The following is a 25,349-nucleotide window of genomic DNA, read 5'->3' as shown; positions in this document are numbered from 1 at the left end:
TGTCAGACACGGCCTAGGACGGAACCGGTGGCCCGGCTCCCCGTTCAGACCGCGTCGGCCAGCAGCAACGAGTGGATCCGGTCCGGCGCACCGGGCCGCGCGTAGTACCACCCCTGAGCCGTGTCGCAGCCCAGTTTCCGCAGCTGCTCCGCCTGGGCGCCCGTCTCCACGCCCTCCACCGTCACTGCCAGGTCCAGGCTGTGCGCCAGCGACACGATCCCCTCGACGATCTTCAGGTCGACCGGATCCGCCGGATGCCGCTGCATGCCCTGGGTGAAGGAACGATCCAGCTTGAGCACGCTCACCGGCAGCCTACGCAGATTCGCCAGGTTCGAGTACCCCGTGCCGAAGTCGTCGAGCGCTATGTCGACGCCCATTTCGGCCAGTTGACGCAGCGGCTTCAGCAGATCGTCGTCCGCACCGATGAGCGCGGACTCGGTGACCTCCAGGCAGAGCGCCCTCGGCTCCAGCCCCGAACGCTCCAGGACATCGACCGTCTCGGCAACCAGCTGCGGGTGGTGCAGCTGGGTCGGCGACAGGTTGACGTTGATCCGCAGCGGGCCGCCGTCGCTGTGACGCTCCTGCCAGAAGTTGGCCTGCCGTACGGACTCCTCCAGCACCCAGCGCCCGAGCGGCACGATCAGCCCGGTGTGCTCGGCGAGCGGGATGAACCGGTCCGGGCCGAGCACGCCGTGCTGCGGGTGGCACCAGCGCACCAGGGCCTCCGCACCGTGCACCGTACCGTCGCCGAGATGCACGAGCGGCTGGTACTCGATGAAGAACTCGCCGCGTTCCAGGGCGGCGGGCAGTGCGGTGGTCAGCCCGTGCCGGGTGATGGCGCGAGCGTCCGCCTCGGCGTCGGCGAGTTCGAAGCGGTTGCCGCCCGCCGACTTGGCCCGGTACATCGTGATGTCGGCGCTGCGCAGCACTTCGGCGGCGGTTCGTTCGCCCGCCGGTCCCTCGACGACGCCGATGGAGCCACGCACCGTCAGTTCGCGGCCGTCGAGCCGGATCGGGGTGGCGAGTACGCCGAGGATCCGGCCGGCCAGTTCGTCGACCTCCTCCTCGGTGCTGGGGCCGGTGGTCAGTGCCACGAACTCGTCGCCGCCGAGCCGCGCCACCATTTCGCCGGGCGCGGTCGCACAGCTCTGCAGCCGGTCGGCGACCTCGACGAGCAGCCGGTCCCCTGCCGCGTGGCCCAGGCTGTCGTTGATCGCCTTGAAACCGTCGAGGTCGAGGTAGCAGAGCCCGAAGCGGCTGCCGTCGTCGGCGGACAGCGCCTTCTCCAGCCGCTCGAAGAACAGCGTCCGGTTGGGCAGGCCGGTGAGCGCGTCGTGGGTGGCCTCGTAGCGCAGCCGCAGATTGAGCAGCCGGCGCTCCGTGGTGTCCTCCATCAGCGCCAGCTGATACTCCGGCCGCCCCTCGGAGTCGCGGAGCAGCGACACCGTGAGGTTGGTCCACAGCACGGTGCCGTCGTTGCGGTAGAACGGCTTCTCGACCCGGTAGTGCTCGCGTTCGCCGCGTACCAGCTCCTCGTAGTACTTCCACACGTACGGCGAGTCCTCGGGGTGGACCCACTCGTTGATCTTGTGGCTGCGGACATGGTGGTCGAGCCCGCCGAACATCCGGGTCAGGGTGTCGTTGACCTCCAGCACGTTGCCTTCCAGGTCGGCGATCCCGATGCCGACGGCGGCGTCCTTGAAGACGGCGCGGAAGCGGGCCTCCGTGGCGTGCAGGGCCTGTTCGGCGTGGGAGCGGGCGGTCAGCGCCGAGCGGGCGATGGCCTCCTGCTCGGCAAGGGTCCGTTCCCGCAGCGCCTGGGTGAAGCCGCCCGCGAGGGCGTGCTGCATCCGGGCGCAGCGGGCCCGGCTGTCCTCGGTCGAAAGTGCCACCGGGCCATTGCCGCCGCAGTAGAGCACCAGGTACGAGTCGACGACGCCGAGCGTGGAGCTGAGCGCCTCCGGGTCCGTGCAGTGCGCGTCGACGAGCGCGGCCCCCACCTTGTTCGCGGGCGCCGCGTCGAAGGGCCGGGCGTGCAGGATGTCACTCAGTCTGCGGGCCAGCGGCAGCAGGTGCTGCTCGAACTCCGGACGGGTCATGGAGGTGGCCGTCGACGGGAAGGTGGCCCGGCTCCAGATCGTCGCGAATCTTCGGAGCCGGTCCTCGGGACCGTCGGGCTCCGCGTCCGGTGCGTCGGACGCCTGGGCGGGAATGCTCACGCCTTGCGTCCCACTCCGGCGAAGCCCGAGAACGCATACGGGTCTTCCTGCTCCTGCGCCACGGAGGTGTCGGGACGCCACTCCGGCATCGCCACGAGACCGGGCTCGACCATCTCGTAACCGTCGAAGAACCTGGCGACCTCGTCGCGCGACCGCATGATCAACGGGTTACGGATGTTCCGGTAGACGCCGACCGCACCTCCCGCCTCCTCCTGGGTGAGCGGAATGCCCTCGTACGAGGCGTGGGTGATGATGACGAGGCTGCCGGGTGCGAGCCCCGCGCGCAGTTCGGCGAGGGCCGTCTGCGGGTCGTCGGCGTCCTCGATGAAGTGGAGGACGGCTACGAGCATCAGCGCCACCGGACGGTCCATGTCGAGGAGTTCGGTGATCTCGCGGCTCTTCAGGATCTCCTGCGGGCGCCGCAGATCGGCGGTGACGATCAGCGCCCGGTCGTTGCCCTCGAGTACGGCCTGGCTGTGCGCGACCGCAACGGGGTCGTGGTCGACGTACGCAACTCGCGCCTCGGGGTCGGCCGCCTGGGCGATTTCGTGGACGTTGCCGAAGGTCGGTATGCCGGAACCTATGTCCAGGAACTGAGTGATGCCCTCACTCACCGCATGACGCACGGCCCTGCGCATAAAGGCGCGATTGGCTTGCATGATCTTGGGAAGTCCCGGCATGAACTCCATGGCCTTGCGGGCCGCTTCCCGGTCCACCTCGAAATTGTGCGATCCGCCCAGATAGAAGTCATACATGCGTGACACGCTCGGCACCGATATGTCAATGCCTTGCGGTGCCCAGGCGGGACGCTCCATCGATGTCTCCAACAAGTCGCCACGGTGATCCGGCCATGTTCATGGTCAGTGTGGACCAGAGGCTACTGATCGACCGCCAGGAGAGCGAGCGGAAACGGAAATTACCGGTCCGTTATCGGTCACACACCAGTGGCATGTGCAACCGACCCGTCGCTAAGTGTGACATTCAGCGACGGGCCGGTCCGGAACGGCTGTTGTGAGGTTACTTCGGGGCGCCCACGAGCTTTGCTTCGGGCGACACCGCGTACCATGTGCCCCCGACGCCTTGGCCGTTGGTGTCACCGGGCTTCGTGTCACCGGAGAACGTATAGATGGGCCAGCAGTCGATGGCCTGCTGCTTGAGTCCGTCGGGTCGATTGAAGGTGACAAATCCCTTGGTGGTAACACCCGAAACATCATTCTTGGCCAATGGGGCGACAACCGGCCACTTCGAGAGGCAGGCCCCGGTGCAGGCCGACTTCATCGGCCAGGCAGTGTCCTTCTTGAACCGGTAGACCGTCATCCCGCGCTTGTCGACAACGATGTTCCCGAGTTCCGGGTCCTTTCGCACCGAAAGTCCCGCGAGATCAGCCTGCTCACCACCGGCCGGCCCGTCGGCGTTCACCGCAGCCTTCTTGCCGTCGGGAGCCGAGGCGAACCAGGTGCCTCCCACACCCTGCCCATTGGCGTCGCCGGGCTTGGCGTCCTTCGCATACCGGTACATCGGCCAGCCCGCAATGGTGAGTTGCTGGGTGCCGTCCGCGCGGGTGACCTTGCCGATCAGTGCGTCGTCGGTACCGGCGGCGGCCGTGACATTGCCCGCCGGGACCACCGGCCAGATCTTCGCGCAGTCACCTTCGCAATTCGACTTCGGTGGACTCGCGGTGTCCTTGTCGAAGCGGTAGAGCGTGAATCCCTCACTGTCCGTCAGCACCTTGCCGAGCTTCTTGCTGTCCCACGCCGCGAGCTGTCCGGCCTGCTTCGACTTGGCGGACTGCGCCCCGGAATCGGAGCCGTAGCCGGTGTCGGAGCCATAGCCGCTGTCCGTGTCGTAGCCGCTGCCCGCCTGCCCGGCCGGGCTCGCATTGCCCACGTTCTGTCCGTTGGGGGACTCGGTGCCCTTGTCCTGACCGCACGCCGTCGTCAGCGCCAACAGGGCCGCCGCGGTCACCGCGAGCGAGGCGTTCCGCCAGGTGTTCATGTCAACTCCCGTAATTCTTCCGCCAGTTGCGACGCACGTCCGCGTCGTTCATGGCCCTAGGTACGGGCGGCGGGTGCTTCTTTGTTCAACGCGTCCGCAGAATTTTCCCGAGCCGCAAACCCCCAGCGCCCCAGGTCCCCTCCATCAGGGGAATCCTGGCCGCGGTCCGCGTGTGGTCCCACCAGCCGGAACATGCTCCCCGTCGTGTACGGATCACTCATGGGGCGGCTCACCGCAGCCCTCGCACTCATCTGGCTCCTGGCCGCCCCGGTGCCTGCGGCGGCCGACAACTGTTCGTACGCCTCGATCGGGGACGGCGGCGGGAACGCGGCGGTCGCCACGACGGGCGACGGGCACTGCCAGGCGGGCCCAGCGCCCAAGCCAACTCCCCGGCCCGAGCCACCGCCCCCACCACCCCCACCGCCCCCACCGCCACCACCGCCACCACCGCCACCACCCGCACCGGAACCGGAGCCCGCGCCGCCACCCCCGCCGCCCCCGCCCTCCGCACGCCCCACACCACCCCCGCCCAGGCCGGTGGCGCTACCCGCCTACCGCAGGCCGCCGCGCAAGGTCCCGCAGCACGGCCCCTCCCTGGTCACACTCACCCTGCTGATCACCGCCCCCGCGGTGTTCGCCGTCGCCGTGCTACGTCCCCGCTCCCGATGACCCACGGAGAAGCCCATGTCGGAATGGCTTGTTCTCACCCTCGCCATGGCCGCGGCCTGCGCCGTCGTGCTGACCATCGCCGTCCTCAACAACCGCCGGATCGCGGAGGACGACGACCCGTCAGAGACCCCTGACGTCATCGAGTACATGACGATGATGATCGGCGTGGTGTACGCGATCGTGCTCGGCCTCGCCATCGCGGGCGTCTGGGAGGGCCGCAGCGCCGCCCAGGAGTACGTACGCCAGGAGGCCCAGGCACTGCACGAGGTGAACGTCCGCTCCTCGGTCTACCCGGCCGAGGTGCGCGCCCGGATCCGCGCCGACGTCGACGCGTACGTCAGCTATGTCGTCCATGACGAGTGGCAGGCGATGAGCGAGCACGGAGATCTCACCGACCGGGGCGCGGAACTCCTCGGCCGAGTACGTGCCGATGTCACCGAATACCGGCCGAAGACCGACCACGAGGGGCAGGCCTATCAGCCACTGGTCGACCAGGTCGCCGCGGCCGACGACGCACGCAGCGCCCGTGGGCAGAGCGCCGGCGCCACCATGCCGGGCGTCGTCTGGTTCGGTCTGATCACCGGGGCGCTGGTGACCGTCGGACTGATCTTCACCCTGCAGATCCGCAGAACGTTCCGGGAGCTGCTGCTGGCCGGGCTGTTCAGCGTGCTCATCGCCTTCCTGCTCTTCCTGATCTGGGACTTCGACTCCCCGTTCGGCCGCGGCATCTCCGCCACCGCCGCGCCGTTCCTCGATCTGTTCCCCAACGCGGGGGACGGGCCGTCGTCCTGACGGCATGGCGGTGCGCCGCCCGAGGGACACCCGTGCCCCATTCGCCGGACCCCGATCGCGCATGATATGCGGCACTTCTAGCGTTTCCCCCATCGAGGTGCATATCTGACGCTTTGTGGGAAACCGTTCCGCAGCTGCTCCTCGGGGACTCGGAGGAATCATCATGCGCCCCATAGGTGTCGCACCCGTCGCCCTGCTCGGCGCCACCGCTCTCACTCTGACTGCTCCGGCCGCGACCGCGCATGCCGCGATGTCGGGGGAGGCGCCCAGCGCGACCGGACCCATCGTCGCCCCGTCGGTGGTCGCGCCGGGCGGCCAGGTCACCCTGGCCGCCCGGGGGTGCTCAAAAGCAGCGACGGCCAGTTCGGGCGTCTTCGACAGCATCACCATTCCCAGCGGGGGCACCGCCGCGGCAACGGTCGACTGGGATGCCAAACCCGGCGCTTCCTATGAAGTGACGTTCATCTGCAACACGTCCCCTACCTCCACGGCGAAGATCCGCCTCACGATCTCCGCCGGCAATCCCACACCCACCGGCTCCACGGCGATCGCGCCGCGCAGCGTGCAAGGTGGCCTCGGCGGCATCGGCCGCATGAGTTCCGCGGAGGTGGTCGGCGGTACCGCACTGGCAGTGGTCGCAACCACCGGCACCCTCTTCGTGGTGCGCCGGCGGAGGGAGAGCCGCCACCACTGAACGGCGCGAGCCTACGGTGGAACGCCCGTCGCCCCGGGTCCTGGATCAGGACCCGGGGTGACGGGCACATCGGACCGATGACCCGACATGTCCCGTCGGCACCCGTCGATCTGACGGCGCCACATATGACGAATGGACAGAATCGTCATCCGGCCACGGCTCCACGGAGGAGGACCTCTCGGCCTGCCACCCATTCGCCCTTCCCTGATCGCCGCCCGGCCGCCGCACGCCTAGCGTTGGCGTCGCGACGAAGGGAGAAACATGGGCCGGGACCACTGGCGCGTCGAGCGGACCAGATACTCGCCCTGGGGCGCGCTCGCCCTGGTACTGCTCACCGGCCTCGCCCTGGTGCGGAACGGTCCGGACCCCTCGCCGGGCCCGCCCCGGCCGGTCGCCGCCTCGGCCCACCGCCATCAGGACGCCTCCGGTGCACCTCCGGCGGACGTCACGGAGCGGCCGCTGGCGTACGCCGCCGCCTCACGCGTCGTCATCCCTGCGATCCGGGTCGATGCGCCGCTCGTCGATGTGAACCTGGAGCCGGACGGCTCGCTCGGCACACCCCCTCCGGAGGATCCCCAGGTCGCCGGGTGGTACCGCGACGGCGTCGCACCGGGCCAGCTGGGCACTTCGGTTCTCGTCGGCCATGTCGACACCATGGCGGGACCTGCCGTGTTCCACGGCCTCGGTTCGCTGAGGGAGGGCAACCGGATCGAGGTGCCACGGCACGACGACCGGGTCGCGGTGTTCGAGGTCTACGGGGTCGAGGTGATCTCCACCGCCGACTTCCCCGGCGACCGGGTGTACAGCGACACCGACAGGGCGGAGCTGCGGCTCATCACCCCCGGCGGCTGCACGACAGCCGACGGCCACGACGCCGGTGTCGTCGTCTTCGCCCGCCTGGTCGCGACCCACTGATCCAGGGCCGAGCAGCCGCCACCGCGCGCTCAGCTGCGGTGCGGCACCGTGATCCAGGCAGGCGTCGTCGGAGCAGCATCCTTCGTTCCGGAGCACTCTGCACCCGATGGAGGGAGCGCACCCGTGGTAACCGGCGGCTCCGGACCCGGCGGCGGGGCAGCCCGGGTCAAGGGTGGCGGCGGGAGCGGCTAACCTCACTGCCGTGACAGACCAGCAGCCCCACCAGTTCGAACGTGGCACAGACGGTCCGAAGGTGATCGTCGCGGGCCTCGACGGGTCCGATTCCTCGATGCGCGCCGCCGCGTACGCTGCCGGGCTTGCCCGTCGGCAGCACGCCCTGCTCGCCCTCGTCTATGTGCAGCCCGTGATGGCTGCGGGTGCCGCGCTCGGAGCGCCGGTCGCCGACACGACCGGCGAGGTCGCGGAGGGTCTGGTGAGCGAGATCCGTGCGGCGACCGAGCGGCTGAAGGACATATGGGATGTGCGCTGGGAGTTCCACACCTTCCGTGGTGATCCGTACAACGGGCTGGTCACCGCGGCCGACGAGCTGAAGGCGGACGCCGTCGTGGTGGGCGCGTCGGAGTCGGCGGGGCACCGGTTCATCGGTTCGGTGGCGATCCGGCTGGTGAAGGCAGGGCGCTGGCCCGTCACCGTCGTTCCGTAACCGGCCGACGGTGTCGGGGCGGGCCCCGCCTTCCGGGCGGTCAGGCGTTCTTCTCGATGGACTTCTGGAACTCCCGGGCCATCTGGTCCAGCCCCTTGGGGCGCCACCCGGTCCAGAACGGCTTCCACTCGCCGATCTTCTTGCGGCCACTGACGATGTCGTTGACCAGGTCCGTGGCCTCGGTCGACATGCGTCCGTAGTGCTCGGTGTACGCGTCGGAGTAGTGGCCAACCGTCGGGTTGGCGATGGCGGTCGTGATGAGCTTCTGCTCGACGGCGTACGTCGCTTTCACGTCCTCGGGGCCGTGGGTGCCGGGGAAGGCCGAGGGCAGCAGTGCGAACGGTGCGGTCGTCGCGGTCGCCAGTCCGCTGTAGAACCCCTCGACCTGCTGCTTCCCCTTCTTGGTGCGCTGCGGGAAGCCCTGCTCGTCGTACGTGAAGTCGGCTCCCTCGGTGCCGAACTCCAGGAGCTCTCGCTCCTTGCTGCCGAACGGCGCAGCGAGGTAGTTCAGCACGCCGAGCAGCATCCGTACCCGCTTCTCGCTGCCCTTCTTGATGGCGGTGTAGCCGATCGTGCCCAGGTGGTAGTGGTGGTTCGGCTGCCGGCCGCCCGCGGCGAACGGGATCAGGATCTCCGCCGCGAGCGACGGGTCGTTGGTACGGAGGTTGGCACGGCCGCCGGACGGATTGGCGAACACCGTGGCGCCGATGGATCCCTGCGCCATCTTCAGATAGGCGTCGGCCATCTTGGGGTCGCCGGGGTAGAAGACGCCGGCCTGCTTGAGCTTGAGCACGAAGTCCAGTGCCGCCAGGTACTCGTCGGTCTCCTGCCAGAAGGTGAGCGAGCCGTCCTTGTTCTGCCGCCACTTGTTCGGGGTGCCGAAGCACTGGCTCAGCACGCTGACGGCATTGACATAGATCGGTTCCAGCGCCCAGACCTTGCCGCCGGTGACCTCCTTGCACTTGGCCAGGAACTCGTCGGGGCTGCCCGCGGACAGGCCGCCCGCCTTCTCCCAGACCTCGGGGTTGCCGGCGTAGACCTGGCCGAACGCAGGGTAGGGGCTCGGCGCACCCCAGATCTTGCCGTTGACCACGGCGGTCTTCCAGTGCGCGGGGGTCATCGCGGCGAGGTTCGGGTAGTCCTTGACCGCGTCACCCGAGACGTAGTCGGTGATGTCGGCGCACTTCGATTCCAGCAACTCGGCAATGTGCTGGATGCCCTGGTTGGGCGGTATCCACATCAGGTCGGGCAGGTCCCCGCCGGCGACGGTGGCGGAGAACTTCTCCTCGTACCCGGGATCCGTGCCCAGGATCGCGGAGAGGTCGACGCCGAGCTCCTTGTTGATCTTCTGCCAGTGCTCGTTGGAACCTTCGGGGAGCGGCGGTTGGGTCCAGATCTCGGTGAGCAGGGTGACCTTCGAACCGTCGCCGGGAGCCTTGGGGACGCTCCGGATCAGCTCCTTGGGGTACGAGAGATAGCCCGCGGAGAGGCCCTTCGCGTTGGCCGGCAGATCGGGCGTGACCTTGGTGAAGGGGGCGTACGCGGGAAGCTTCACCTTTGCCGAGGCGGCTTCGGTCCGGTGGCCGGTGGACGAACCGCAGCCGGTGAGCGCCGTGGCGGCGGCGCCCGCCGCGACGGCGGTGCTCAGGCCCAGGAAAGTGCGTCGGGACATGCCGGTCATGGAAATCTCCGCAACAGGGTGAGAGGGGGGACGGGTGAGGGGAGGACGGCGAGGAGCGGGCGCGGGTCAGCCCTTGATCGCGCCGGTGAGCACGCCCTTGGTGAAGTACTTCTGGAGGAACGGGTAGAGCAGCAGGATCGGGATCAGCGCGATCATGACGACCGCCATGGAGATCGACTGCTGAGGCGGCAGATGGGCCACGCCGAGCTGATCGGCCGCCATCTGCTTGTTCTGCACCACATAGGTCCGCAGCAGCAGTTGGACCGGCCACTTCCCGGAGTCGTTGAGGTAGAGCATCGCGTTGAAGAACGCGTTCCAGTACGTCACCGCGTAGAAGAGCCCGACGACGGCGATGACGCCTTTGGAGAGCGGCAGCACGATCCGGGTGAGGATCCGCCAGTCGCCCGCACCGTCGATCCGGGCCGCCTGGTAGAGCTCGTCGGGGATGTTCATGAAGAACGCCCGCATCACCACCAGGTTGAAGGCGTTGACCAGGCCCGGCAGGATCAGCGCCCAGTAGGAGTCGAGCAGACCGAGTTCCCTCACCAGGACGTACATCGGGATCATGCCGGGGGCGAAGAGCAGCGTGAACAGGACGAGCAGCAGGACGGGCTTGCTGCCGGGGACGCCTCGCTTGCTCAGCGCGTAGGCCAGGGCGATGGTCGTCAGGAGGGAGAGTGCCGTGCCGACGCCGGTGATCAGGACGCTGACCGTGACGGCGCGGGTGACCAGTCCGCCGGACAGGATCGTTCGGTAGGCCTGCAGGGTCGGTTCGGTCGGGAAGAGGACATACCCGCCGGCGGCCGTGATCTCCTCGCGGGAGGCGAGGCTGGTGGAGAGCACGATGAGGAACGGCACTGTCATCACAGCGACGATGACAGTGATCACGACGGCCTTGGCCGCCGATCCCAGCCGGGTGGGCGGCTCCTCCCAGGCGGCCTGGCGGTCCGCGGTCCGGGGCTTCGACAAGGACAGTCCGATGCTCATCTGCTGTACACCCCTTGCTCTCCGAATGCGTGGGCCAGCCGGTTGGCGCCCCAGATCATCAGCGCGCCGACCACGCCCTTGACCAGGCCGGCGGCGGCGCCGACGCCCCAGTCGCCGTAGACCACGCCGTGGTAGTAGACATAGGTGTCGAGTACCTCGGCGGCCCGGGCGCCGACCGCGTCGCGCTGCAGAAGGAACTGTTCGAAACCGACGGACAGTACGTCGCCGAGGCGCAGCACCAGCAGCATGATCGTTACTCCGCGGACGGCCGGCAGCGTGACATGCCACATGCGCCGCCAGGGTCCGGCACCGTCCACGGCGGCCGATTCGTACAGGCTCTGGTCGACGTTGGCGAGCGCCGCCAGATAAATGATCATGCCCCAGCCGATGTCCTTCCAGATCACCTGCGCGGTGATCAGCATGGGGAAGGTACCGGGGTCGGTCATCACGTCGAGGGCCGAAAGGCCGTGGTCACGAAGGAAGTTGCTGATCAGTCCGGCGCCGCCGAGTACTTGCTGGAAGAGGGCGACGACCAGCACCCAGGAGATGAAGTGCGGAAGGTAGACGACGCTCTGCACGAACCTCTTGACGCGGCTGCTGACCAGGCTGTTGATGAGCAGGGCGAGGGCCAGCGGCGCCGGAAAGAAGAAGATCAGTTGCAGCGCCGCAAAGGCAAGGGTGTTGCGTACGGACTCCCAGAACGCCGGATCGGCGAACATTTCCTGGAAGTTGGCCAGTCCCACCAGGGGGCTGTCCTTGAAGCCGATGAACGGCTGGTAGTCCTGGAAGGCGACGATGTTGCCCAGCATCGGCACGTAGAAGAAGACGGCGAAGAAGAGCAGGCCCGGGGCCATCAGGGCGAGCATCACCCAGTTGTTGCGCAGCCGCACCCGTAGGGGTACGCGCCGCAGCGGGGGCCGACCGCTCTCGGCCCTGGGCTCGGGTGGGGACGCAGCCCGTGGGCTGCGCGCTGTTGCGGCGGATGTCACACGTACTCCCTGGCCTGGCGGCTCGACGAATTTAGAAACCAACTTTCCGAAAAGAGTGGCCACATCATCGAAGTGCCGAACCCGTAGGTCAACAGCCAATCAGTCCTGGGCAGTTGGACTTTTCTGCACGGCGTGATCGATGTGTTCCAATGCCAGCCGGGCTGCCCCGATTGCAGTTGATTCCTCGCCCAGTGCGGAGTTCCGCACGGATGGCGCATTCGGGCAGCGGCCCGCGAGTTCCGCGGCGAACGGCTCGCTGAGCAGCGCGCCGGCCCGGGAGATGCCGCCGCCGAGCACCACCAGTTCCGGATCGAGCGCGGCAACGTGTGGCGCCAGGCATTCGGCGAGCGACTCGGCGAAGGCGCGCAGGGCGTACCGTGCGCCGCCGTCCCCCGCGGCCGCGGCCTCGACCACGGCGCGGGCGGCGCTGTTCCGGGTGGGCAGCTCGGCACCCTGGTGTCCGGCGGCCCAGTCCAGCAGCCGCCGGTATGCCGCCGACCAGCCGTCCGGGGGCAGCAGTTCGCCGGCTGCACCGCCGTGGCCCCGGTGCAGCCGGCCGTGCAGCCACAGGCCGATGCCGGGTCGGTTGCCGACGTACAGGTAGATGGCGTCCCGTACGCCGACGGCCACTCCCCCGGCGCATTCGGCGAGCGTCGCGAGCTGAATGTCGTTGCCGACCAACACCGGCCCCGGCGCGCAGCCGGCGAGCTCATGGCCCAGGTCGAGTCCGGTCCAGCCGGGCAGCGCGGTGCTCCGCACCACCCGGCCCGCCAGGTCCACCATGCCGCTGGTGCCGATCCCGGTGGCCAGAGGGCGCACCCCGGCGGCCTCCGGCTTGGCCAGGCAGGTCTCGATCGCCCCGCGGACGGCCTTGAGTCGCCGCCGAGCGGTCATGACGGGAGTGACCACGACGCGCTGCGCGGCGACCGTGCGGCCGAGCAGGTCCACGGCGTGGACCAGCACCTTGTGCGCTCCGATGTCCACGCCGACGACATGACCCGCCTCGGCCCGGAAGCGGAACCGGCGGGCCGGGCGGCCGACGGCGCCGCTGCTGGCCTCCAGCTCCACCAGCCTGCCCTCGCGCAGCAGCTGTGCCGTGAGGTCCTGGGCGGTCGGCCGGGACACCCCGATCAGCCCGGCGAGCTCCGGCACGGTGACCTCGTTGCGTTCCCGCATCACCCGTAGCGCGGCGGCCGTGTTCAGTCGGCGCAGCAGCGAGGCGTCCCCACCCCGGTCCATGGCCTCTCCCTTGACAGCGTGATCGAAGTCTCTCCATGGTGGCCCATGGCGATTGAGCAACTTACCTAATAAATAGCGCCCTTGAGGGAGTGCGGACATGGGTGAGCAGGGCCATCCCGAGCTGGAGTGCGGGCTCGGATCATGGGACAGCGACATGTACGGCAACCACCGGATCCTGGTACGCGCGCCCTCGGGCGGCCCGGTGTTCGGGGCCGAACTGCCATGGCGTCGCCGGGATCCGGACCCCGCTGCGGTGGACGTCATCGTGCTCGCGCCGTCCGGTCGGCGGGTGCGGAACACTGTGCCGATCGAGGTGACGGCCGGGCACGGCCGGATCGCCTTCGAGCCAGTGGAGGGCGAGGGTGACTACGCCGTGCACTACCTGCCGTACGCGCATACCGGCCGGCCGTACTATCCGCAGGCCGCGTACCGGCAGCCGACACGGACCGCCGAACCCGGCTGGGTGCATCGGTGCGGGCTGCATCGGCCGGAGCGGGTCTGGGCCACGCTGCCTCGCGCGGAGGCGTTCCGGTACGAGGCCGTGAGCGCCGTCGACTCCTTCGCCCCGATGGGGTTCGCGGCCACCGCCGGCGAGTGCGCGGCGCTGACCGCGGCCCACCCGGACGAGCCGTTCCTGCTGTTCGGCGAGGACCGCGAGCGCCCGCTCGGCCGGTATGACGGGCTGCCCGCCCGCTGGGCGGGCGCCGTGCCGTTCGCGCCGTTCTCGGGTTCGGCGGCGCGGGGCGAGTTCTATGTGCTGCAGACCGGGGTGTACGCGGTGCGGGCGCTGACGGAGGTCCGTACCGAGGTCCGCGGGCTGCCCTTCCCCGTCCGGTCGCTCACCGCCGGCGGCACCGACGCACGCGGGCTGCCGTTCGAGCATCGGATCGGCATCGACGCGGGGCGCGTACACGTGCTCTGGTTCGGCCTGGACGTCCCGGCGGACACGGAGCCCGGGACGTACGAGGGCGAGGTCGCCGTACGCGCCGACGGCGCCGGCGAGCAGGTGCTGCCGCTGCGGATCACCGTGGATCCGCGGACCGTGGACGACCACGGCGCCGGGGATCCGGCACGTCTGGCCCGGCTGCGCTGGCTGGACTCGACGCTCGGCCAGGACGACGAAGTCGTCCCGCCGTTCACCCCGGTGAAGGTGGCCGGAAGCCGGCTGGAGATCCTCGGCCGGGCGGTCGAGATCGGCCCCGACGGGCTGCCGCAGCGGCTCACCTCCTCGTTCACCTCGGCGGTGACCGGCACGGACGGGCCGGAGCGCGATCTGCTGGCCGGGCCGGTGACGCTCACGGTCGGCCGCCCGCTCGACCGGGTTCCGGTGAAGGTGGACCGTACCGGACCGGCTCGGGTGCGCTGGTCCACCGAAGCCACCGGTCCTGGGCTCCGTCTCGCCACCGAGGGCGAGTTGGAGGCCGACGGCTTCCTTGTCGTACGGACCACCGTCGAGGCGGTCGACGACCTCGCCCTCGACGTACGGCTCGATGTGCCGGTCGTTGCCGCGATCGCCCGGTACGCAATGGGGCTCGGACTGCCGGGGCAGGTCTGCCCGGAGACGTACGACTGGCAGTGGGACACCCCCACGCGCAATCAGGACTCCCTCTGGCTCGGCTCCCCCTCGGCCGGCATCCAGGTGTCGCTGCGCGACGAGCACTATGCGCGGCCGCTGAACACCAACTACTACCGCGAGAAGCCACTCGTCGCACCGCGTTCCTGGGCGGGCGACGGGCACGGCGGCATCCGGCTGCGCACCGCGGACGGGGTGCGGACGCTGACCGCGTACAGCGGCCCGCTGAGGCTCGCCGCCGGGGAGCGCCGCTGCTTCGAACTGCGTCTCCTGCTCACGCCGTTCAAGCCGATCCGGGTGCGACGCCAACTCGCCGAGCGGTACTTCCACGCATACGCCTCCCCCGCCGAGATCGCCGCCTACGGCGCGAACGTCGTCAACCTCCACCACGCCACCCCGCCCAACCCCTACCTGAACGACCCCCTGCTCGCTGCCGATGTGCTCGAGGAGTACACCGCCGAGGCGCACCGGCTCGGCATCCGCGTCAAGGTGTACGACACGGTGCGTGAACTCACCCGGCACAACCCGGAGTTGCCCGTCCTGGCATCCCTCGGAAGCGAAGTGCTGGCGCCGGGGCCCGGCGGCGGACACGCCTGGCTGCACGAGCATCTGGGCACGGACTACGTCCCCGGCTGGGTGGCACCCGACGTCGCCGATGTGGCCGTCGTGACCTCGGGCGACTCGCGGTGGCACAACTCCTATGTGTGCGGCATCGACCGGCTGCGCCGCCGGATCGGGGTCGACGGCCTCTATCTCGACGATGTGGCGTACGACCGGACCACCATGAAGCGCGTACGCAAGACCCTGGCCCGCTCCGGGGACACGGCACCCCTGGTCGATCTGCACTCCTGCAACCAGTACCGGGAGCCGGACGGCTTCGCGTCCAGCGCCAATCTCTACGCGGAACTGATGCCGTACACCGACCGCCTCTGGCTGGGCGAGCTGTTCGACTACGAGGGAGCCGATCCCGCGTACTGGCTGGTGGAGCTGTCGGGGATCCCGTTCGGGCTGATGGGCGAGATGCTGGAGGGCGGCGGCAACCCGTGGCGGGGCCTGGTCTTCGGGATGACGGCGCGCGCACCGATGACCGATGTGCGGCCGATATGGCGGGCCCTCGACGAACTACGCCTCACCGAGGCCGAGTTCACCGGCTGGTGGGCGGACGAACCTCCCGTTTCCACCGGGCGGGACGATGTCCTCGCCTCCACCTGGGAGGGACCCGGCGGGACGGTGACCGCGGTCGCGTCATGGGCGGCGGAACCGGTGGGGTGTGTCCTGACGGACGCCGACGGCCCGGTGGCGGCGTATGCGCCCGCGATCGAGGGGTTCCAGCCGGAACGCTCCTTCGCGGCGGGTGAGCGGGTGCCGGTGGCGCCGGGACGCGGCTGGCTGCTGTCCGTACGGCCGGCTCCGGTGCCCCGCTGACCGGCCCGTCCTCGGCCGCCGCGGCCGAGGACGGGCCGGGGGTGCCGAAGAAGGCCCTGAGCCCACTCGGCGTCCGCCCGACCGTTCACCGCACCATTCGCCGCTCTGTGCGACCGCTCGTCGCACGCCTCGGTGCATCTGCTGTTCGTCTCGGCGCGAATGCGTTCGTATACGGCGCAGGCAGCGGCGCGGCGGCAAGGGCCTCCGCGGGGAAGGGCGTGCACGATGACCACGACGACGACCGATGAAAAGGCCCTCGCGAAGTTGCAGCGCGAACACGGTCCCGCGCTCCTGCACTTCCTGCTCGGTCTGACCTTCGGCGACCGGCAGCGGGCCGAGGACCTCCTCCAGGAGACGCTGGTACGGGCCTGGCAGCACCCGGAGGCCCTCGACGGTCCGTACGACTCGATGCGGCCCTGGCTCTTCACCGTCGCGCGGCGCCTCGCGATCGACGCGCGCAGGTCCCGGCAGGCCCGGCCGGCCGAGGTCGGCGACATCGCGCTGGAGAGCGCCCCGGACCGGGAGGACTCCACGGAGTCCACCGTCGCCGCGCTCGATGTGCGCGAGGCGGTGCGCACGCTCAGCCCCGAGCACCGTGCGGTGCTGGTGCAGATATATTTCCGCGGGCTGAGCGTGGGCGAGACGGCGCAGGTGCTCGGCATTCCCGCGGGCACGGTCAAGTCCCGCTCGTACTACGCGCTGCGCCTGCTGTCCCGTAATCTGCCCGGCTACTCCCCGAGCAGGTCCTCCTCGCTGACCAGGCCGAGCAGGGCCGCGGCCTCCGCGACCTCCACATAGTCGGCGGCGCAGCCGTCACACTCCCGCAGATGGCGGCAGACGCGACGGGTCTCCCCGGGCGTGAGCGCGTCGAGAACATAGGCGCCGAGCAGCTGCCGCACATGCGGGCCCTCCCCGGGATCGGCGGTCATCGCAACCTCATGTCTGTCTGTGACGGATCCGGTCCGACGGATCCTGTCCTTCTGGCCACGCGGGGCGCGCTCCCCCGGTTCAATGCTGCGTGTAGCCCGGTGCCGAGAAGAGAAAGAGGCGAGACGGGATGCGTCCGGAACGTACGGATGGAACCAGTGGGGGCGGGCTGCTGGTCCCGATGGCCTGGATGTACGCCGAGTACATCGCCGATGAGCTGCTGCGGACCGGCGATCTGATGGAGCCGTCGACGCTGGAGTACCGCGCGGGGCGCGATGCGCTCGCCCTGACCATCTTTCTCTCCGACGGAGGCGTGGCCGATGCCCTGCCCGCGACCCGGATGGACGAGCTGCGGCTGCTGACCGCGTACGGGACCGCCTGGCGCAGATGGGTATGCGAGCGGCTCGACACACTGGCAGCGGCTCCGGCGCCGGACGGTGAGCGAGGCGGACCGGACCCCGATCTGGCGCTGGCCCGCGTCGCGTGGCGGTGGCTGGAGGAGACCGAGCTGCTCGCGGCCGACCTCGATGCGATCGGTCCGGCGCCGTGGGAGCCGGTCGATGTCGAGGAGGATCTGGAGTGGCTGCAGGAGACGGCCCAGGTGTGGACGCCGGCCTGGCAGCTGGGACTGCCGCTGGGGCATCTGGCGATCCACCTGTACTGACCGCTGCGCGCCCGGCGGGTGCCGCCGTTGATGGCGGTCACGAACCGTGGACCCCGGCGCGGTACTTCGGCAGACGCACGGTGATCTTCATCCCTGCGCCGATCCCCGTCTCGATGACGAGCCCGTAGTCGTCGCCGTACACCTGACGCAGCCGCTCGTCGACGTTGAGCAGCCCGATGCCGGTGGAGATGCCGCCCTCGCCGCGCAGGATCTGCCGGAGTCGTCCGGGATCCATGCCGGTGCCGTCGTCCTCGATGACGACCACCGCCTCGGAGCCCGCGTCCAGGGCGCTGATGGTGATGCGGATCGGGGTCTCCCCAGCTCGACGGGAGTCGAGGTCTCGGGGAAGGGTGACGGCGCCTTCGAGGCCGTGCTTGACCGCGTTCTCGACGAGCGGCTGGAGACAGAGGAACGGCAGTGCGACGGGCAGCACTTCGGGGGCGACCTGGAGCCTGACCGAGAGTCGCTTGCCGAAGCGGGCCCGTACGAGCGCCAGATACTGATCGATGGAGTGCAACTCGTCGGCGAGGGTGGTGAAGTCGCCGTGGCTGCGGAACGAGTATCGCGTGAAGTCGGCGAACTCCAGCAGCAGCTCGCGGGCCTGCTCGGGGTCGGTGCGGACGAACGACGCGATGGCAGCGAGGGAGTTGAAGATGAAGTGCGGGGATATCTGGGCGCGCAGGGCTCTGATCTCGGCCTCGATGAGCTGAGTCCGGGACCGGTCGAGTTCGGCGAGTTCCAGCTGTACGCAGGCCCACCGGGCGACCTCTCCGGCCGCCCTGGCCAGCACTGCGGACTCGCGCGGGGCGTAGGCGATCAGGGTGCCGAGGACCCGGTGGTCGACGGTCAGCGGCACGGCGACGGCCCATCGCAGCGGGCAGTCCAGGTCGTCGCACTCGCTGTGGAAGGCGGTGTCGCGACCGCTCGCGAGGAGGCCCCGCACCTGGTCCATGACGTGCTTGCCGTGGTGGTCGCCCTCGCCGTCCCAGACGAGCACCCGGTCCCGGTCGGTGAGGCAGAGTGCGTCGGTGCCGAGCAGGGAACGCAGCCTGCGGGCGGACTTACGGGCGCTCTCCTCGGTGAGTCCGGCGCGCAGCGGGGGCGCGGCGAGCGAGGCGGTGTGCAGGGTCTCGAAGGTGGCGTGCTCGACGGGGGTGCCGACGTCGCTGGTGCGAACGGGGCGGGCGGTACGGCGGCCGAGCAGAAAGCCGCCGCCGAACAGCAGGAGCACGAGCAGGACGAGTACGGCGTAACCGGCCCCGGTCATGGCTGTCCCCCAGGTGTCGAGGCCCCCGGCGCATCGCGTTCCTCAGTCATCGCGGCCCCAAGTCATCGGTGTCTGCCGGGCATCAGCGCTTCCGGCAGGTGGAAGCGCGTCATCGCGGCGTTCGTCCCGGGCGGGATGCGGCCGGGCGTGGCCAGCGACACCAGAACCATCGCGAGGAAGCCGACCGGCACCGACCAGACGGCGGGCCAGGCGAGCAGCGTGTGCGGCCATCCCGGCGGACGCGCCGCACCGCTGACGGTGATGGCGACGGACAGGAACGCCGAGCCGCCACCGAGCAGCAGCCCGGCGATCGCTCCGGGCGGGGTGAGCCGCCGCCACCAGATACCGAGGACCAGCAGCGGGCAGAACGACGACGCCGACACGGCGAAGGCCATCCCCACCGAGTCCGCCACCGGCACCCGGCTGACCATCAGCGAACCGGCCAGCGGGACACACATGGCGAGCACGGTGGCCAGCCGGAAGTGCCGCACCCCGCGCGACGGCAGGACGTCCTGGGTGATGACTCCGGCGACGGCCATGGTGAGTCCGGAGGCGGTCGACAGGAACGCGGCGAACGCGCCGCCGGCGATGAGCGCGCCGAGCAGATCCCCGCCGAGTCCGCCGATGACCCGCTCGGGCAGCAGCAGCACCGCCGCGTCCGCGTCTCCGCCGTGAATCAGCTCGGGGGCGTACACCCTGCCGAGCGCTCCGTAGACGGGCGGCAGCAGATAGAACGTGCCGATGAGGGCGAGCACGACGACGGTGGTGCGGCGGGCGTCGCGGCCGTTGGGGCTGGTGTAGAAGCGGACGACGACGTGCGGCAGCCCCATGGTGCCGAGGAACGTCGCGATGATCAGCCCGTACGTGGCGTACAGGGGGTGGTCGGCGCGGAAGACGGACAGTTGCTCGTCGAAGGTGCCCCGGGGGTGCCCGCTGCCGTGCCAGGCCAGCACCAGGAAGATCGCGGGGACCAGGAGCGCGGTCAGCTTCAGCCAGTACTGGAAGACCTGCACGAAGGTGATGGACCGCATGCCGCCCGCGGCGACGGCCGTCACGACGACCGACGCGACGAGCACATCGCCGAGCCAGCCGGGCGCACCGGTCAGGATTTTCAGCGTGAGTCCGGCGCCCTGGAGCTGCGGTACGAGATAGAGCCAGCCCGCCCCGACGACGAGGACGCTCACCAGCCTGCGCACCTGCCGCGATTCGAGCCTCCCCTCGGCGAAGTCGGGCAGGGTGTACGCCCCGGAGCGGCGCAGCGGCGCGGCGACGAACACCAGTAGCAGCAGATAGCCGGCGGTGTAGCCGACCGGGTACCAGAGCATGTCGGGCCCGTGCACGAGCACCAGGCCCGCGATGCCGAGGAAGGAGGCGGCGGAGAGGTACTCGCCGCTGATCGCGGCAGCGTTGAGCCGGGGCCGGACGGTGCGGGAGGCGACGTAGAAGTCCGAGGTGGTACGGGAGATGCGCAGCCCGAAACCGCCGACGAGAAGGGTGGTGAGAACGACGGCGGCCACGGCCGCCACCGCGTATGTCCGGCTCACTGTGCGGGGCGGCCTTCCACGAGCCGCGCGAAGTCACGCTCGTTACGCTCGGCCCGCCGCACGTACCACCAGGCGATCAGGGTCAGCGGCGGATAGGCGGCGAAGCCGAGGACCGCCCATACGACGGCGGCACTGTGCAGGGCCTCGAAGACCAACGGGAGGGTACCGGCGACCACGGCGAGCACACTGAAGGCGGTGAGTCCGGCACGCAGCTGACTGCGCATCAGCGACCGGACATAGGCGCCACCGAGCGCGGTCTGCTCGTCGATCTCCGACTGGGTGCGGTATCGCGGCAGTGGGCGCACCCGCCGGGGCTCCCCCGTCACCACTTCACGCCGGGGCGTCGACTCTGCGGACATGGGCCCGGAGTGTACGCAGCCGGGGGCGGTCTGGGAAGGGTTCGAACCCGGGTAGGCCCTGGTCAGCGGCCGGTCCGCCGCATCAGCAGGTCGCGCAGCGCGCGGGTGTGACGTCGGCTCACGGCGAGCTCCGCGGTGCCGATGCGGACGCTCATGGTGCCCGCGTCGAGCCGCAGCTCGTCGATGCGCGCGAGGGAGACGAGATGGCGGCGGTGGATGCGCACGAAGCCCCGCGAGCGCCAGCGCTCCTCGAGGGTGGTGAGGGGAATACGGACGAGGTGGCTGCCGGTGGCGGTGTACAGCCGCGCGTAGTCGCCCTGCGCTTCGGCGTATGCGATGTCGTCGACCGGGATGAACCGGATGACTCCGCCGAGTTCGACGGGTATCTGGTCGGCCGCGGTGTCGTGGACGGCGGTGGAGTGGACAGGCGTGGCGTGCGCGGGTGCGGAGCGGTCGCCGATCTGTTCCGCGACGCGGCGCACGGCTTCGGAGAGCCGCTCGCGGCGCACGGGCTTGAGGACGTAGTCGACGGCTTTGAGGTCGAACGCGTGGACGGCAAAGCCTTCATGGGCGGTGACGAACACGATGAGCGGGGGCGCGGCGAACCCGGCCAGCAACTGGGCGACATCGAGTCCGGTGAGGCCGGCCATGTGGATGTCGAGGAAGACGACATCGATGGCGGACGGGTCGTCAGGCCCCACGTCGACGGCGCTGCCGATCCGGCGCAGCGCCTCGGTGGCCCCGGTGGCGCCCTCGGCGCTGCGTATGCGCGGATCGGCGCGCAGGAGGTAGAGCAGCTCCTCCAGGGCGGGTGCTTCGTCGTCGACGGCCAGTACGCGCAGCATGAGGCCGGAGTGTAGAGCGTGTCCGGTGGAGTTGGCTTGAGTGATTCACGGGCCCGGTCCGTACCAGACGGCATGCGCACCCCGGAACCTCATCGCAATGTCGGCGCCTATGCACTGGGCGTGCTCGGCGCTGCCGATGCCTTCCGCTTCGAGGAGCATCTGGCCCAGTGTCCCCTGTGCGAAGTCCGGGCGGCGGAGTTCGGCGCGGTGACTGCGGTGCTCGCGGAGCATGTGCGGCGGACGCCTCCGGGGGTGGATCCGGTGGTACGGGCAGGCCCGGAGCTGATGCGGCGTGCGGTGGGTGCGGTGGTGGCCGCGCGGCGCAGGAGCCGCAGGCGGCGGCTGGCGCTGGTGGCGGCGGCGGTGGTCCTCGCGGTGGGCGGGCCGCTCGTGGTGGTCGGTGAGTCGGCCGGGCCTCCGGGGCAGGCGCAGGTGCAGCGGTGGGCGGCGGCCGACCGGTCCACGGGGCTGGCGGCCGTGGTGACGACCGGGGCGAAGGAGTGGGGCACGGATGTCGGCCTGGAGGTGTCGCGCGTGCCGTTGGCGGGGGTGTGCGCACTGGTCGCGGTGGGGCGGGACGGCAGCGAGGAGACCGTCACCACCTGGTCGGTGGCGGGCCCGGACAAGAATCCGCTGTCGATGCAGGGCGGGGCTGCGTTGCACCCGGCGGCCATCGACCGTTTCGAGATCCGTGCGGCGGACGGACGACGGCTGCTGCAACTCACTCGCTGAGGGACCGGCGGTGAGCGCGGCGGCGCGCTATTTGAGCAGCTTGGAGAGCCGGCGGTCGGCCAGCGGTTTGCCGCCCGTCTGGCAGGTCGGGCAGTACTGCAGCGACGAGTCGCTGAACGAGACCTCCCGGATGGTGTCCCCGCAGACCGGGCAGGGTTCGCCGGCGCGGCCGTGGACGCGGAGCCCGCTCTTCTTCTCCGCCTTCAGCTTTCCGGCCGCCACTCCGCTGGAGCGTGCCACGGCGTCCCGGAGCGTGGTGCGCAGCGCGCTGTGCAGCCGGGTGGTCTCGTCGTCGGTGAGGCTCGCGGTCAGTTTGAACGGTGACATCTTCGCGGCGTGCAGGATCTCGTCGCTGTAGGCGTTGCCGATGCCCGCGATCAGCGATTGGTCGCGCAGAGCGCCCTTGATCCGACGGCGTTCCCCGGCAAGCAGCGCGGCGAACGCGTCACGGTCGAAGGCGTCGTCGAGCGGATCGGGCCCCAGTCGGACGATGCCGGGCACCTCGGCCGGGTCGCGGACCAGATACACGGCGAGCCGTTTGGTGGTGCCCACCTCGGTGAGGTCGAAGCCGTCACCACCGGTGAGTACGGTGCGCAGCGCCAGGGGTCCCTTGCCGGGTCGCGGCGGGGTGGCGGGGAAGCTGTCCTTCCAGTGCAGCCAGCCGGACCGGGCGAGATGGGTGACCAGATGCAGCGGGCCGACGCCGATGTCCAGGAACTTGCCGTGCCGGGCGACGCCTGTGACGGTGCCGCCCTCCAGGGCGGAGAGCGGTGGGTCGTAGGTCTTGAGCACGCTGACGGCGAGCGGCAGGACGCGGGCGATCTTCTTGCCGACCAGGTTTTCGTCGAGAAAGACCCGCAGGGCCTCGACCTCCGGTAGTTCGGGCATGGTTCCCAGGGTGCCGCACCCGACGGGCCCGTGCCTATCGAAGTCCGTACACCCGCTCGGCGGTGGTCGCGAAGACCGCCGCCCGCTCGTCCTCGGCAAGGTCCTCGGTGAGGGCGCGGGCCGCGTCGACGACCTCCGCGTAACTCGCCGCGAGCCGGCAGACCGGCCAGTCGGAGCCGAACATCAGCCGGTCGGGCCCGAACGCGTCGAGAACGGTGTCGGCGTACGGGCGGAGGTCGTCGACCGTCCAGGAGCGCAGGTCGGCCTCGGTGACCAGGCCGGAGAGCTTGCAGACGGTGTTGGGGTGGCCGGCCAGGGCCTTGAGGTCGGCCGCCCAGGGGTGCAGGCTCCGGGTGGCTATGGGCGGCTTGCCGGCATGGTCGAGTACGAAGGTGAGTTCGGGCAGCAGGGCGGCGGCCGAGACTGTGGCGGGCAGCTGATGGGACTGGACGACCAGGTCGTAGACGAGTCCGGCGGCGGCCACGGCGGACAGCCCGCGACGGACGTCGGGGCGCAGCAGCCACTCGGGGTCGGGTTCGCCCTGGACCTGGTGGCGGATGGCGACGAGCCGGTCGCCGCCGGGGAGTTCGCGCAGCGCGGCCAGGGTGTCGGCGATGTCGGGCGCGGTGAGGTCGGTCCAGCCGACGACGCCCGCGACGAGGTCGTTGCCGTCGGCGAGGGCGAGGAACTCGGGGGTCTCCCCGGGGACGGTGACGGTCTGGACGAGGACGGTGGCATACACCCCGGCGGCGCGGGCCTCGGGCTCCAGGTCGGCGAGGGTGAACGTGCGGGCGAGCGGGGCCATTTCGTCCCCGGTGATCCACTCCTGGTCGCGTACCGCCAGGTCCCATACGTGGTGGTGGGCGTCGACGATCCGTTCCCGGCCGGTCATGTCACAGCTCCCAGGCGACGGGGAGACCGGCAGCGGCGCCGTCCGACGAGTAGTCGTGCGAGACATCGAGCAGCTCGTCCATCCGGGCCTGCCAGGCGACGTTGACGGGGAGCTGCTCCAGCTCCGCGAGGAGCCGGGCGTAGTCCGCGCAGTCGATGACGTGGAAGAGGTCGGTGCCGCTGCGCCAGATCGTCCACGAAGTGGCGCCCGCCGCGCGGATCGCGGTGGTGAGTTCCGCGGGGACTTCGCGGTGCGCTGCCTCGTACTCCTCGATACGGTCGGCACGGACCTTGGTGTGCAGGGCGATCCTCATGATCAGCGTCCGTCCTCGTCGAGCGGGCCCTCGGTGAGCAGGCCCTCCGCGCGCAGGTCGTCCCAGACGGCGTCCGGGATCTCACGGGAGAGCAGGTCGGCGGCGTCGTGCATCTCGTCCGGCGAGCGGGTGCCGACGAGCACCGAGGCGACGGCCGGGTGAGCGAGCGGATAGCGCAGCGCGGCGGCGCGCAGCGGTACGCCGTGCGCCTCGGTGACGGACTTGATGCGCAGGGCCCGGTCGAGCAGGGTCATCGGGGCGGCGGCGTAGTCGTAGGTCGCGCCGGGGCGCGGGTCGGCGAGCAGCCCGGAGTTGAAGACCCCGCCGACGACGACGGCGCGGCCGCGCGCGGCTGCTTCGGGCAGCAGCTCGGCCAGCGCGGACTGGTCGAGGAGGGTGTAGCGACCGGCGCAGAGCACGGTGTCGACGTCGGTGTCGCGCAGGAAGCGGGTGAGCATCGCGGTCTGGTTCATGCCCGCGCCGATGGCGCCGACAACACCTTCGGCGCGCAGCTTCTCCAGGGCCGGGTAGGCCGTGCGGAAAACCTCCTCGGCGTGGTCGTCCGGGTCGTGCAGATAGGCGATGTCGATCCGGTCGAGGCCGAGCCGTTCGAGGCTGTCCTCGATGCTGCGGCGTACGCCGTCGGCGCTGAAGTCCCATCGGCGTCGGTGGGTGGCCCTTACGGCGAAGCCTTCGGAGAGACCGTCGTCCGGGGCCGGCTCGCCGGCCGGCAGGGGGTCGAGCACCCGTCCGACCTTGGTGGACACCACGTACGCGTCCCGGGGCCGGTGGCGCAGGGCCTCGCCGAGCCTGCGTTCGGAGAGGCCGAGCCCGTAGTGCGGTGCCGTGTCGAAGTAGCGGACGCCCTCGTCCCAGGCGGCGTCCACGGCGGCGGCGGCCTGCGCGGCATCGACCTCGTGGAAGAGATTGCCGATGCCCGCCGCCCCGAAGGACAGCTCGGTCACCTCGACCGCACTGCTTCCCAGCCTGTTTCGCCGCATGCCGTTGCCGCCCTCCCCGATGATCGCTGTTTCTGCACAACGAATATTCATCGGATCACTTGGGCGCGTCAACTC

The 25,349-nt window shown here is 70.3% G+C and carries 25 protein-coding genes; 9 read left to right on the top strand and 16 right to left on the bottom strand.

The annotated features are described in order from the left end of the window. Nucleotides 1–44 precede the first annotated feature (44 nt). From ACIA8E_RS12510 to ACIA8E_RS12500, 3 genes are all read right to left on the bottom strand, one after another. On the bottom strand, nucleotides 45–2,219 hold the full coding sequence (locus tag ACIA8E_RS12510) for a putative bifunctional diguanylate cyclase/phosphodiesterase (RefSeq protein WP_399297221.1): 2,175 nt from the start codon (nucleotides 2,217–2,219) through the stop codon (nucleotides 45–47). After that, complete coding sequence (locus ACIA8E_RS12505) at nucleotides 2,216–3,034, bottom strand: SAM-dependent methyltransferase (protein WP_399297596.1); 819 nt, start codon at nucleotides 3,032–3,034, stop codon at nucleotides 2,216–2,218. The genes ACIA8E_RS12510 and ACIA8E_RS12505 overlap by 4 nt, the downstream gene beginning before the upstream one ends. 202 nt (nucleotides 3,035–3,236) lie before the next feature. Beyond that, nucleotides 3,237–4,214, bottom strand: a complete 978-nt coding sequence (locus tag ACIA8E_RS12500) for an SCO0930 family lipoprotein (protein WP_399297219.1) — start codon at nucleotides 4,212–4,214, stop codon at nucleotides 3,237–3,239. Nucleotides 4,215–4,418: 204 nt separating this feature from the next. On the opposite strand from ACIA8E_RS12500, the gene ACIA8E_RS12495 reads away from it, so the two are divergent. From ACIA8E_RS12495 to ACIA8E_RS12475, 5 genes are all read left to right on the top strand, one after another. Beyond that, nucleotides 4,419–4,883, top strand: a complete 465-nt coding sequence (locus ACIA8E_RS12495) for a hypothetical protein (protein WP_399297217.1) — start codon at nucleotides 4,419–4,421, stop codon at nucleotides 4,881–4,883. 15 nt (nucleotides 4,884–4,898) lie between these two features. Continuing rightward, a complete protein-coding gene (locus ACIA8E_RS12490) occupies nucleotides 4,899–5,675 on the top strand; it encodes a hypothetical protein (protein ID WP_399297215.1) in 777 nt (258 codons plus the stop codon). Nucleotides 5,676–5,838: 163 nt separating this feature from the next. Beyond that, the gene (locus ACIA8E_RS12485; RefSeq protein WP_399297213.1) at nucleotides 5,839–6,369 is read left to right on the top strand and encodes a hypothetical protein; all 531 of its coding nucleotides are present in this window, start codon (nucleotides 5,839–5,841) and stop codon (nucleotides 6,367–6,369) included. A gap of 261 nt (nucleotides 6,370–6,630) precedes the next feature. Further along, a complete protein-coding gene (locus ACIA8E_RS12480; RefSeq protein WP_399297211.1) occupies nucleotides 6,631–7,284 on the top strand; it encodes a class F sortase in 654 nt (217 codons plus the stop codon). Between the two features lie 202 nt (nucleotides 7,285–7,486). Continuing rightward, nucleotides 7,487–7,948, top strand: a complete 462-nt coding sequence (locus tag ACIA8E_RS12475) for a universal stress protein (RefSeq protein ID WP_399297209.1) — start codon at nucleotides 7,487–7,489, stop codon at nucleotides 7,946–7,948. 40 nt (nucleotides 7,949–7,988) lie between these two features. Here ACIA8E_RS12475 and ACIA8E_RS12470 read toward each other — a convergent pair whose 3' ends face one another. The 4 genes from ACIA8E_RS12470 to ACIA8E_RS12455 all read right to left on the bottom strand — a co-directional run bounded on the left by ACIA8E_RS12470 (nucleotide 7,989) and on the right by ACIA8E_RS12455 (nucleotide 12,844). After that, nucleotides 7,989–9,620 carry an extracellular solute-binding protein gene (locus tag ACIA8E_RS12470; RefSeq protein ID WP_399297207.1) on the bottom strand — a complete coding sequence of 544 codons (1,632 nt, stop codon included), beginning with the start codon at nucleotides 9,618–9,620 and terminating at the stop codon, nucleotides 7,989–7,991. Nucleotides 9,621–9,695: 75 nt separating this feature from the next. Further along, nucleotides 9,696–10,616, bottom strand: coding sequence for a carbohydrate ABC transporter permease (locus ACIA8E_RS12465; RefSeq protein WP_399297205.1), 921 nt, complete (start codon nucleotides 10,614–10,616; stop codon nucleotides 9,696–9,698). Next, the gene (locus tag ACIA8E_RS12460; protein ID WP_399297203.1) at nucleotides 10,613–11,605 is read right to left on the bottom strand and encodes an ABC transporter permease; all 993 of its coding nucleotides are present in this window, start codon (nucleotides 11,603–11,605) and stop codon (nucleotides 10,613–10,615) included. The genes ACIA8E_RS12465 and ACIA8E_RS12460 overlap by 4 nt, the downstream gene beginning before the upstream one ends. A 99-nt stretch (nucleotides 11,606–11,704) precedes the next feature. Next, nucleotides 11,705–12,844 (bottom strand): ROK family protein, encoded by a 1,140-nt coding sequence (locus ACIA8E_RS12455; protein WP_399297201.1) that lies wholly within the window; start codon nucleotides 12,842–12,844, stop codon nucleotides 11,705–11,707. 97 nt (nucleotides 12,845–12,941) lie between these two features. Between ACIA8E_RS12455 and ACIA8E_RS12450 the strand changes: the two genes are divergently transcribed. Both ACIA8E_RS12450 and ACIA8E_RS12445 read left to right on the top strand, forming a co-directional pair. After that, entirely contained in the window at nucleotides 12,942–15,842 is a 2,901-nt protein-coding gene (locus ACIA8E_RS12450; RefSeq protein ID WP_399297199.1) for a glycoside hydrolase domain-containing protein, read from the top strand. 225 nt (nucleotides 15,843–16,067) lie between these two features. Further along, nucleotides 16,068–16,640, top strand: coding sequence for a sigma-70 family RNA polymerase sigma factor (locus ACIA8E_RS12445; protein ID WP_399297197.1), 573 nt, complete (start codon nucleotides 16,068–16,070; stop codon nucleotides 16,638–16,640). On the opposite strand, the gene ACIA8E_RS12440 is transcribed toward ACIA8E_RS12445, so the two are convergent. Continuing rightward, complete coding sequence (locus ACIA8E_RS12440) at nucleotides 16,571–16,771, bottom strand: zf-HC2 domain-containing protein (protein ID WP_376513452.1); 201 nt, start codon at nucleotides 16,769–16,771, stop codon at nucleotides 16,571–16,573. The genes ACIA8E_RS12445 and ACIA8E_RS12440 overlap by 70 nt on opposite strands. A gap of 128 nt (nucleotides 16,772–16,899) precedes the next feature. Between ACIA8E_RS12440 and ACIA8E_RS12435 the strand changes: the two genes are divergently transcribed. Next, nucleotides 16,900–17,433: a hypothetical protein gene (locus ACIA8E_RS12435; protein WP_399297195.1), complete on the top strand. Its 534-nt coding sequence runs from the start codon at nucleotides 16,900–16,902 to the stop codon at nucleotides 17,431–17,433. Nucleotides 17,434–17,470: 37 nt separating this feature from the next. Here ACIA8E_RS12435 and ACIA8E_RS12430 read toward each other — a convergent pair whose 3' ends face one another. The 4 genes from ACIA8E_RS12430 to ACIA8E_RS12415 form a co-directional block, all read right to left on the bottom strand. Then, nucleotides 17,471–18,700: a sensor histidine kinase gene (locus ACIA8E_RS12430; RefSeq protein ID WP_399297193.1), complete on the bottom strand. Its 1,230-nt coding sequence runs from the start codon at nucleotides 18,698–18,700 to the stop codon at nucleotides 17,471–17,473. A gap of 62 nt (nucleotides 18,701–18,762) precedes the next feature. Then, nucleotides 18,763–20,244, bottom strand: a complete 1,482-nt coding sequence (locus ACIA8E_RS12425; protein WP_399297191.1) for a cation acetate symporter — start codon at nucleotides 20,242–20,244, stop codon at nucleotides 18,763–18,765. After that, a complete protein-coding gene (locus ACIA8E_RS12420; protein ID WP_399297189.1) occupies nucleotides 20,241–20,603 on the bottom strand; it encodes a hypothetical protein in 363 nt (120 codons plus the stop codon). Before ACIA8E_RS12420 ends, ACIA8E_RS12425 begins: the two co-directional genes overlap by 4 nt. A gap of 62 nt (nucleotides 20,604–20,665) precedes the next feature. Beyond that, nucleotides 20,666–21,448 carry a LytR/AlgR family response regulator transcription factor gene (locus tag ACIA8E_RS12415; RefSeq protein WP_399297187.1) on the bottom strand — a complete coding sequence of 261 codons (783 nt, stop codon included), beginning with the start codon at nucleotides 21,446–21,448 and terminating at the stop codon, nucleotides 20,666–20,668. A gap of 36 nt (nucleotides 21,449–21,484) precedes the next feature. Between ACIA8E_RS12415 and ACIA8E_RS12410 the strand changes: the two genes are divergently transcribed. Beyond that, nucleotides 21,485–22,180, top strand: a complete 696-nt coding sequence (locus ACIA8E_RS12410; RefSeq protein ID WP_399297185.1) for a zf-HC2 domain-containing protein — start codon at nucleotides 21,485–21,487, stop codon at nucleotides 22,178–22,180. Between the two features lie 27 nt (nucleotides 22,181–22,207). Here the strand turns inward: ACIA8E_RS12410 and ACIA8E_RS12405 are convergent, their stop codons facing one another. From ACIA8E_RS12405 to ACIA8E_RS12390, 4 genes are read right to left on the bottom strand one after another with little or no spacing between them, the layout of a single operon-like run. Then, nucleotides 22,208–23,068, bottom strand: a complete 861-nt coding sequence (locus ACIA8E_RS12405) for an Fpg/Nei family DNA glycosylase (protein ID WP_399297183.1) — start codon at nucleotides 23,066–23,068, stop codon at nucleotides 22,208–22,210. A gap of 34 nt (nucleotides 23,069–23,102) precedes the next feature. Then, a complete protein-coding gene (locus tag ACIA8E_RS12400) occupies nucleotides 23,103–23,960 on the bottom strand; it encodes an amidohydrolase family protein (RefSeq protein ID WP_399297181.1) in 858 nt (285 codons plus the stop codon). Nucleotide 23,961: 1 nt separating this feature from the next. Then, nucleotides 23,962–24,273 carry an L-rhamnose mutarotase gene (locus ACIA8E_RS12395; protein WP_399297180.1) on the bottom strand — a complete coding sequence of 104 codons (312 nt, stop codon included), beginning with the start codon at nucleotides 24,271–24,273 and terminating at the stop codon, nucleotides 23,962–23,964. A gap of 2 nt (nucleotides 24,274–24,275) precedes the next feature. Further along, nucleotides 24,276–25,274, bottom strand: coding sequence for an aldo/keto reductase (locus ACIA8E_RS12390; protein ID WP_399297178.1), 999 nt, complete (start codon nucleotides 25,272–25,274; stop codon nucleotides 24,276–24,278). Nucleotides 25,275–25,349 lie beyond the last annotated feature (75 nt).

Source organism: Streptomyces sp. NPDC051664, assembly GCF_044453545.1.
Lineage (GTDB): Bacteria > Actinomycetota > Actinomycetes > Streptomycetales > Streptomycetaceae > Streptomyces.
This window is presented reverse-complemented; position numbering and strand designations above follow the sequence as displayed.